The following is an 8,547-nucleotide window of genomic DNA, read 5'->3' on the forward strand; positions in this document are numbered from 1 at the left end:
CCCCGCCCCGTCCCTGCCCCCCCCCCGCCCCGCTCCCCCCCCCCCGCCCCTGCGGGGCTCCCCGCGCTGGCCGGCGGCCCAAACCCGGGCCCCCGGGGCCCCAACCCCCGCCCCCCCCCCGCCCCCCCGGGATCGGCGTAACTCAGCTCGGCCGGCCGACCTCGTAGGTCCCGTCGTCCTTGGTGATCTTGATATTTACTGTCTTGTCCTCGCCACCGACCTTCAGGTCACAGGTGAACGTCGCGTCCACCGCGACCTCCTGTCCCGCCGGGCACCGAACATCCTTGACGTCCTGGATGCCGTAGGACTCCTCGAGCACCTTGGCCACCCCGGTCTGCACCGCGGCCTGATCGAGTTCGTCCTTGGCGGTGAGCATCAGGATCGCGACCACCACACCGGCCACGACCACCACCCCGAGCAGTGCGAGCCCGACGATCATGCCGGTTTTCTTGCCACCTCCACCGGTGGGCTGCTGCTGCGCGCCCCACTGCTGCTGGGCCGGCTGCCCCCATTGCCCCGACTGCGCCTGCGGCTGCTGACCCCACTGCTGCTGTTGCTGCTGGTTCGGGTCGCCCCACTGCTGCTGCGGTTGCTGCGGCTGATTCGGGTCACCCCACTGCTGGGGCGGCGGCTGCTGACCCCACTGCTGCTGCGTCGGCTCGCTCCACTGCTGTGGCTGGGGCTGCTGCGGTTGGGGCTGCGGCTGGCTCCACTGCTGCGGCTGCGGCTGCCATTGCTGACCGCTCTGGTCGCCACCGCCCCATTGCTGGGTGGGCTGCGCCTGCTGCGGATCGTTCGGGGACTGTGCGGGTGGCTGGTTCCCCCACTGCGGCGCTGCGCCGGGCGGCTGCTGCCCACCCCAGACCTGGGTGGGATCGTTACGTCCCTCCCCGGGACCCGGGGCATCGTTCGGTCCGTACGGCCCACTCATCTGGTTGCCTCCACTCGCATCGTCATACACACGGTAGCCCCCCGCGTGCGGTTGAAATCAAATCACAATCGATGGTCTCACGCTGTTCCTACTGTGGCATGAGCGAGGCCGACGATCGCTTCTCGCATACGGATGCGGAAGCCGCGGCGAAGGCGGAGGTATCGCACTACCGCCTCCGGGCCTGACTCTCTCATGCCGCGTCCACGGCGACGACACCGCGCCGGATCGCCCGGACGGCCTTGGCCGCGGTGGCCGCGACCTCGGTATCGTCTGCGGTGCTGTGGATCTGGTCGAGCAGATCGATCACCTGACGGCACCAGCGCACGAAATCACCGGCCGACAACGGTGTGCCCTGATCCCCACCGGCCAGCATCGCGTCCACGAGGGCATCGCCGCGGGCCCATTTGTAGATTCCGTCGACGAAACCGAGGTCGGGCTCCCGGGTCGGCGCCAGCCGGTGCTCGGCCTCGTCGGTGCGCAGCCGGGACCACTGGGCGATGGTGTCGGCCACCGCCCGGCGGATCGGTGCCGTCGGCCCGGTCGCTCCGAGATATCCGCCCTCGCTACGGGATTCGAAGACCAGGATGGAGACGACGGCCGCCAATTCGGCCGGCCCCAGACCACGCCACAGGCCCTGGCGCAGGCATTCGGCGACCAGAAGATCGCTTTCGGCATAGATCCGGGCCAGCCGCCGCCCATCCGCGGTGACCTCGCCGTCGTGCACGAATCCGCGCTCCTCCAGCAGACCGACGATCCGGTCGAAGGTACGAGCCAGCGAATTCGTGGTCGTCGCGACCTTCTGCCGCATGGCCTCGGTTTCCCGGCGCACGCGGTTGTAACGCTCCCCCAACCGGGCCAGCTGTTCGCGATCGGGCCGGGAGTGTGCGGGATGCGCGCGCAGGGTGCGTCGCAAGGTCGCCAGTTCCGGATCGTCCGCGCCGCGGGCGCGCTTGTCACGGCGGCCGCGACTGGGTGCGGTGATCCCGGTACTGCGCAATGCCGATGCCAGATCGCGCCGAGTGCGGGCCGTGCGATGGTCGACCCGGCGCGGTAACCGCATCCGGCCCAGCGGTTCGGCGGGCACCGGGAAATCGGCGACCGATACCCGTCCCGCCCATTTGTCCTCGGTGAGCACCAGGGGACGAGGATCGCCCGGTGTGGCATCCGGTTCCAGGATGACCGCCAGACCGGCCCGGCGGCCCGCGCCGATGGCGACCACATCACCACGCCGCAGTTCGGTCAGCGCCGCGACTCCGGCGGTGCGCCGATCGCTACGGGTCTGCTGGTTCAGCTGCCGTTCCCGTTGTTTGATGCGCTCCCGCAAGCCGAAGTACTCGAGGAAATCGCCGTCCTCCCCGCCGAGCTGCGCCGCGAGTTTCCGCAGCTGGCCTTCGTTTCGTTCGATTCCACGCACCAGACCCACCACCGAGCGATCGGCCTGGAACTGTGCGAACGACCGCTCCAGCAGCATCCGCGCCTCGTCCGACCCCAGCCGGTCGATCAGGTTGATCGACATGTTGTAACCGGGTTTGAAGGAGCTACGCAGCGGATAGGTGCGGGTGGAGGCCAGGCCGGCGACCGCGCTGGTATCGACTTCGGGCTGCCAGAGCACCACCGCATGGCCTTCGACATCGATACCGCGGCGGCCCGCCCGGCCGGTGAGCTGCGTGTACTCCCCGGGAGTGAGTTCGGCATGCGTTTCGCCGTTGAACTTCACCAGCCGTTCCAGCACGACCGTGCGCGCGGGCATATTGATCCCCAGGGCCAGGGTTTCGGTGGCGAAAACGGCCCGCACCAGCCCCTTGACGAACAATTCCTCGACCGTGTGCCGGAACGCGGGCAGCATCCCGGCGTGATGCGCGGCCAGGCCCCGGTGCAGGGCCTCCCGCCATTCCCAGTAACCGAGCACCTCCAGATCGGCACGCGGCAGCTCTCCGGTGTGTTTGTCGATGATCGCGTCGACGACCTCCGGATCGGCGGCACCGCTCAGATTCAGGCCCGACCGCAGGCACTGCGCCAGCGCGCCGTCGCATCCCGCCCGGCTGAATATGAACGTGATGGCCGGAAGCAGCCCTTCCTCGTCCAGCCGGGACAGCACTTCCGGGCGGGGCAGCGGGCGGAAGAACCGGCGCGGTCCGCCCCTGCCGCGGGGTCCGCCCCAGCCCTCCATCCGGTCGGCGGCCTCACGCTGTTTGATATAGCGGACCAGATCGGAATCGACGAGAACGCGCTGGTCGGAGGATTCGCTGTCGAACAGATCGAACATCCGGCGGCCGACCATCACGTGCTGCCACAGCGGTACCGGCCGGGTCTCGTCCACCACTACCGCGGTATCGCCGCGTACGGTCTCCATCCAGGCACCGAACTCCTCGGCATTGGACACCGTCGCGGACAGGCTCACCAGCCGCACTTCGGGCGGCAAGTGCAGGATGACCTCTTCCCAGACCGCGCCGCGGAACCGGTCGGCCAGGTAGTGCACCTCGTCCATCACCACATACGACAGCGCACGCAGGGCATCCGACGACGCGTAGATCATATTGCGCAGCACCTCGGTGGTCATCACGACCACCTGCGCGTCCGGGTTGATGGATTGATCGCCGGTGAGCAGCCCCACCCGGCCCCGGCCGTACCGTTCGGTCAGATCGGCGAACTTCTGGTTCGACAATGCCTTGATGGGCGTGGTGTAGAAACATTTCCCGCCGGAAGCCAGCGCCAGATGCACCGCGAACTCCCCGACCACGGTTTTCCCGGCCCCGGTGGGCGCGCACACCAGCACCCCGTGGCCGTTCTCCAGAGCGGTACAGGCTTGGCGCTGAAACGGGTCCAGCTCGAATGTCAGCTCGGCGGCGAACCGGGACAGTTCGGCGGTCAGCGACGCGTTCGGTGTCACGTGTCCGAGACTAATGGAGGATTACGACACCGGTCGCGCCGATAAAATCCGCCGGTCGCCCACGGCACCACCTGGGGCGCTCAGAGTGTGTCCGAATAGTCCGGTGCCGAGCCTTTCGCCGGGCCGGGTGCGCTCACCCGGTCTGTCGCGGTGATCGGAGCCGCCGGGTCGACCGGGGCGGGAGCTCCGATCTGCGATGCCTGCTCGTCGTCGAGGGCGCCCAACTCCTGTTCGGCGCGTTTGGCGCGCCGCCTGTCGTTGATCCGCGCGAACTGCACCGCCACCTCGAACAACACGGTCAGCGCCAAGGCCAGCGCAAGCATCGAGAACGGATCCTGCGGGGTGACGATGGCCGCGAATACGAACAGGCCGAAGATGATGCCGCGGCGCCACGCCTTCAACCGCTCGTAGGTGAGGATCCCGATCAGGTTCAGGCCGACGATGAGCAACGGTGTTTCGAAACTGACCCCGAAGATGATCAGCAGCTGGATGATGAAGCTGAAGTACTGGGAACCGCTCAAGGCGGTGATCTGCACATTGTCGCCGATGCTGAGCAGGAAGCTCAGGGCGTGCGCGATAACCCAGTACGCCAGGATCGCGCCGGCCACGAACAGTACCGACCCCGAGGCCACGAAGCCGATCCCGTACTTACGTTCCTTCGGGTACAAACCCGGTGTGATGAACGCCCACAGCTGATACAGCCAGACCGGGCACGCCAATACCACCCCGGCCGTCATACCGACCTTCAACCGCAGCATGAACTGCTCGAACGGTGCAGTGGCCAGCAGCCGGCACTCCCCGTCCGGCGACAGCGAGGCCCGCGCCGAATCGGGCAGATCGCAGTACGGACCCCGCAGGATGTCGCCGAGGCTGTCCATCCACAGGAAAGAATTCGCGTACCACAGGAAACCCAGGACCGTGGTGACGGCGATGGCCGCGATGGAGATCAGCAGTCGGGTGCGTAGCTCCCGGAGATGCTCGACCAGCGACATCGTGCCATCGGGATTCGTGCGCCGTTTGCTGCGCCGGGGGTCGAACGGAATTCGCATATGTGTGGATGCCCTCGTATCAGCGTGCCTCGCTCCGCTCGGCCTGCGGCACTGTACCCACCCCGGCGCTCATCTGCGCGGGATGGGTCGGTGCCCGGTCGGCAGCGCCGGGTGGACAGCCGTCGCAACCGGGCCCGGTCCGCCCGGGCCCACGGAGACAGGCCTCAGAGCGTTTTCGACTCGCTCCGGTTCTCGGTGGCCGATGCGTTCGCCTCCCGGCCCGACGGCAGTTCCGGAGCGGGCGCGGCGACACCGGTGCTCGCGGACTTGCCGTCGTTGTGCATCTCGCTCACCTCGCTCTTGAAGATCCGCAGCGACCGGCCGAGCCCGCGAGCCGCCTCGGGCATCCGCTTCGCGCCGAAGAACACCAAGAACACCGCCGCGACGATCACCCAGTGCCAGATGCTCATAGAGCCCATTGTGGAAACCTCCCAAGACTGTGGTCTCTTTGATGCTACCTGCCGTAATGCCGGCACCGAACCGTAGCGGGGGCACTCACAGGCATGTCACACCCGTTGTCAACCGCCGTTCACCGCCGCGCCGCTTCCGCGGCACCCGCACGCACAGCGCCGAGCAGGCCGGTTCAGGCCGGTTCGTCCAGTCCGGAGCCGTGATACGCCGCCAGCGCGGCCTCGGAGCGCTCCCGGACCGCCGCCACCAGTTCCGGCGGACTCAGGACCGTCACCCCGGACCCGAACCCGAGCACGAGCCGGGCCATCCAGTCCAGCGTGGCGAACCGCATCGTCGCCTCCAGACCGCCGTCCGGGCGCACCGCTATCCGATGCATCGGATACTGGTCCAGCACCCAGCCGTAATCGGGAGCGATCAGCAACCGGGCCAGCGGTACCGCCGGATCGTCCTGGAACAGATCCAGGCCCGCATCGGTCGCCCGTGCTTCCTGTGGGGGTCGCGACGGTTCGGCGAGTTCGCCGGCCGATTCGATCCGATCGAACCGGAACAACCGCACTCCTTCGGCTTCCCGGCACCAGCCTTGGAGATAACTGTTGTCGTCCACCGCGACGATACGAATCGGATCCACCACCCGCGTCGACACCACATCACGGCTGGCCGAGTAGTACTCCAGCTGTAGCGCCCGGCCCGCCGCCAGCGCGGAGCGCACGGTGGTGACCGCCGGCGCCTCGGCGGGCGGTCCGGCCGAGGTGGCGGCCGGCGCGCCCCCGGAGATCGCCGCCTCGAGTTTCGCGATCGCCGCATGAGCCGCGGTCGGGTCCACCATCCCGGGCAGATCGACGATCGACCGCAACGCCACCAGTACCGCGGTCGCCTCGATGGACGTCAGGCGCAGCGGTCGCTCGATACCGGCGGTGAAGGTGACCTGCACGCTCTCCTCGGAGAACGACAGGTCGATCAGATCGCCGGGCCCGTAGCCGGGCAAGCCGCACATCCACAGCTGGTTCAGATCCGCCATGAGCTGTTTGGTGGTAACCCCCAGGTCCGCCGCCGCCTCCGCGGCGCTGATACCGGGATTGGCCACGAAGTACGGAACCATGTTCAACAGGCGCGACAACCGCGCCGACAACCGGGTGCTCACAGCGCCACCTCGGTCCGATCGAAAACCGAACGCAAGCGCGCCACCACATCCGCGCGCAGATCCGCGGGCTCGAGAACCAGCGCATCCGGGCCCAGACCGGTGATCAGACGGGCCAGCCAATGCTGCGACCGGATCGGCACCTCCAGCACATCGCCGGGCCGGCCACCGAAACTGCGGCTGCCGACGACCTCACCGATACGGCGCAGATCCCGGCCGCGCCCCTGCGCCACCCAGATCGTCGCGGAACCGGTGACGGGCGCGGTCCCCGTGACCTGCGCGACGATCCCCCGCAGATCTGTTCCGGCCGGCGCCTTCACCGCATTGCGCGGCCCGTACGGCGTGATCTCCTCGCCGATACGGGACAGCCGGAAGGTCCGCACGGCGTCGCGGTCCCGGTCGTGTCCCACCAGATACCAGCGGCCCCGCAGAGTGACGACACCCCACGGCTCGACATCACGCATCAGGTACGGCGCGTTACTCGCTCCGCGATGCTCGAACCGCACCGCCTGACCGGCGTCTATGGCCGCCAGCAATTTGCCCAGCACCGGTTCGGACCCCCGGGTGCGCGCCGGCACGGCGGGGATCGCGGCGAACGCGGTATCGGTTTCCACATGGATACCGGCGGCCCGCAACTTCAGCAACGCACCGGCCGCGGCCGACGCCAGCTCCGGCGACTCCCACATCTGCAGCGCCACCGCCACCGCGGCCGATTCCTCGCTGCTCAGATCGATATCGGGTAGCTCGTAGGCATCCCGGTTGATCCGGTACCCCTCGACCGTCGAGAACCGGCCCGAGGCACCCACCTCCAACGGAATGCCCAGGTCACGGAGCTCGTTCTTGTCCCGCTCGAACATCCGGCTGAACGCCTCGTCGCTGGCGCACTCCTCGTACCCCGCGACACTCTCCCGGATCCGCTCCGCAGTCAGGAACTGCCGGGTCGACAGTAGCGCGATGACCAGATTCATCAGGCGCTCGACCTTGGATATCGCCACCCGACACAGAGTAATGGAGTGCTACTGCGTCGCGTAGACGCACGCCGATCACATCGAGGCGATGAGCCGATCCACGCGTTCGTCGACCGAGCGGAACGGGTCCTTGCACAGCACGGTGCGCTGGGCCTGATCGTTCAGCTTGAGGTGTACCCAGTCGACGGTGAAATCGCGGCCCGCGGCCTGCGCTGCGGTGATGAAATCGCCGCGCAGTTTGGCCCGGGTGGTCTGCGGTGGAGTGTCCACGGCGGCATCGACCGCATCGTCCTCGGTGATCCGTTTCGCCAGACCCTTGCGCTGCAGCAGGTCGAACACGCCGCGGCCGCGTTTGATGTCGTGGTAGGCGAGGTCCAGCTGTGCGATCTTCGGATCGGACAACTCCATCCCGTACCGCTCCTGGTAGCGCTGGAACAGTTTACGTTTGATCACCCAGTCGATCTCGGTATCGACCTTGGCGAAATCCTGGGACTCCACCGCATCCAGGGTGCGACCCCACAGGTCCACGACCTGGTCGACCTGCGGATCCCGCTCGCGGTTACGCAGATGCTCCACGGCGCGGGCGTAGTACTCGCGCTGGATATCGAGAGCGCTGGCCTGCCGCCCCCCGGCCAGCCGCACCGGACGGCGGCCGGTCAGATCGTGGCTGACCTCGCGGATGGCGCGAATCGGGTTGTCGAGCGCGAAATCGCGGAACGATACACCGGCCTCGATCATCTCCAGCACCAGCGCGGCCGTCCCGACCTTCAGCATGGTGGTGGGCTCGGCCATATTCGAATCGCCGACGATGACATGCAGGCGCCGGTACTTCTCGGCATCGGCATGCGGCTCGTCCCGAGTGTTGATGATCGGACGGGACCGGGTGGTCGCCGAGGAGACTCCCTCCCAGATGTGCTCGGCCCGCTGCGACAGGCAGTACGTGGCCGCCTTCGGGGTCTGCAACACCTTCCCGGCACCGCAGATCAACTGCCGGGTGACCAGGAACGGCAACAGCACATCGGAGATCCGGGAGAACTCACCGGCCCGTACGACCAGGAAGTTCTCGTGGCAACCGTAGGAGTTGCCGGCCGAATCGGTGTTGTTCTTGAACAGGTAGATATCCCCGCCGATCCCCTCCTCCGCGAGGCGCTGCTCGGCGT

At 67.8% G+C, this 8,547-nt stretch carries 7 protein-coding genes; all 7 read right to left on the reverse strand.

Annotated features, from left to right (window positions below; all coding sequences use genetic code 11):
* Positions 1 to 142 precede the first annotated feature (142 nt).
* Positions 143 to 931, reverse strand: a complete 789-nt coding sequence (locus QH195_RS08735; RefSeq protein ID WP_280424638.1) for a DUF4333 domain-containing protein — start codon at positions 929 to 931, stop codon at positions 143 to 145.
* 190 nt (positions 932 to 1,121) lie between these two features.
* Positions 1,122 to 3,821 carry a DEAD/DEAH box helicase gene (locus QH195_RS08740; protein WP_280434981.1) on the reverse strand — a complete coding sequence of 900 codons (2,700 nt, stop codon included), beginning with the start codon at positions 3,819 to 3,821 and terminating at the stop codon, positions 1,122 to 1,124.
* A gap of 80 nt (positions 3,822 to 3,901) precedes the next feature.
* Positions 3,902 to 4,870: a twin-arginine translocase subunit TatC gene (gene tatC, locus QH195_RS08745; RefSeq protein ID WP_280434982.1), complete on the reverse strand. Its 969-nt coding sequence runs from the start codon at positions 4,868 to 4,870 to the stop codon at positions 3,902 to 3,904.
* Positions 4,871 to 5,034: 164 nt separating this feature from the next.
* The gene (gene tatA / locus QH195_RS08750) at positions 5,035 to 5,289 is read right to left on the reverse strand and encodes a Sec-independent protein translocase subunit TatA (RefSeq protein ID WP_280424635.1); all 255 of its coding nucleotides are present in this window, start codon (positions 5,287 to 5,289) and stop codon (positions 5,035 to 5,037) included.
* Positions 5,290 to 5,453: 164 nt separating this feature from the next.
* Complete coding sequence (locus QH195_RS08755; RefSeq protein WP_280424634.1) at positions 5,454 to 6,422, reverse strand: helix-turn-helix transcriptional regulator; 969 nt, start codon at positions 6,420 to 6,422, stop codon at positions 5,454 to 5,456.
* Positions 6,419 to 7,414 carry a helix-turn-helix transcriptional regulator gene (locus tag QH195_RS08760; RefSeq protein ID WP_280434983.1) on the reverse strand — a complete coding sequence of 332 codons (996 nt, stop codon included), beginning with the start codon at positions 7,412 to 7,414 and terminating at the stop codon, positions 6,419 to 6,421. Before QH195_RS08760 ends, QH195_RS08755 begins: the two co-directional genes overlap by 4 nt.
* Positions 7,415 to 7,462: 48 nt before the next feature.
* Positions 7,463 to 8,547, reverse strand: a 1,085-nt coding sequence (gene pafA, locus QH195_RS08765) for a Pup--protein ligase (protein ID WP_280434984.1), incomplete at its 5' end; no start/stop codon positions are given.

The organism is Nocardia carnea, assembly GCF_029868855.1.
Taxonomy (GTDB): Bacteria; Actinomycetota; Actinomycetes; order Mycobacteriales; family Mycobacteriaceae; genus Nocardia; species Nocardia carnea_A.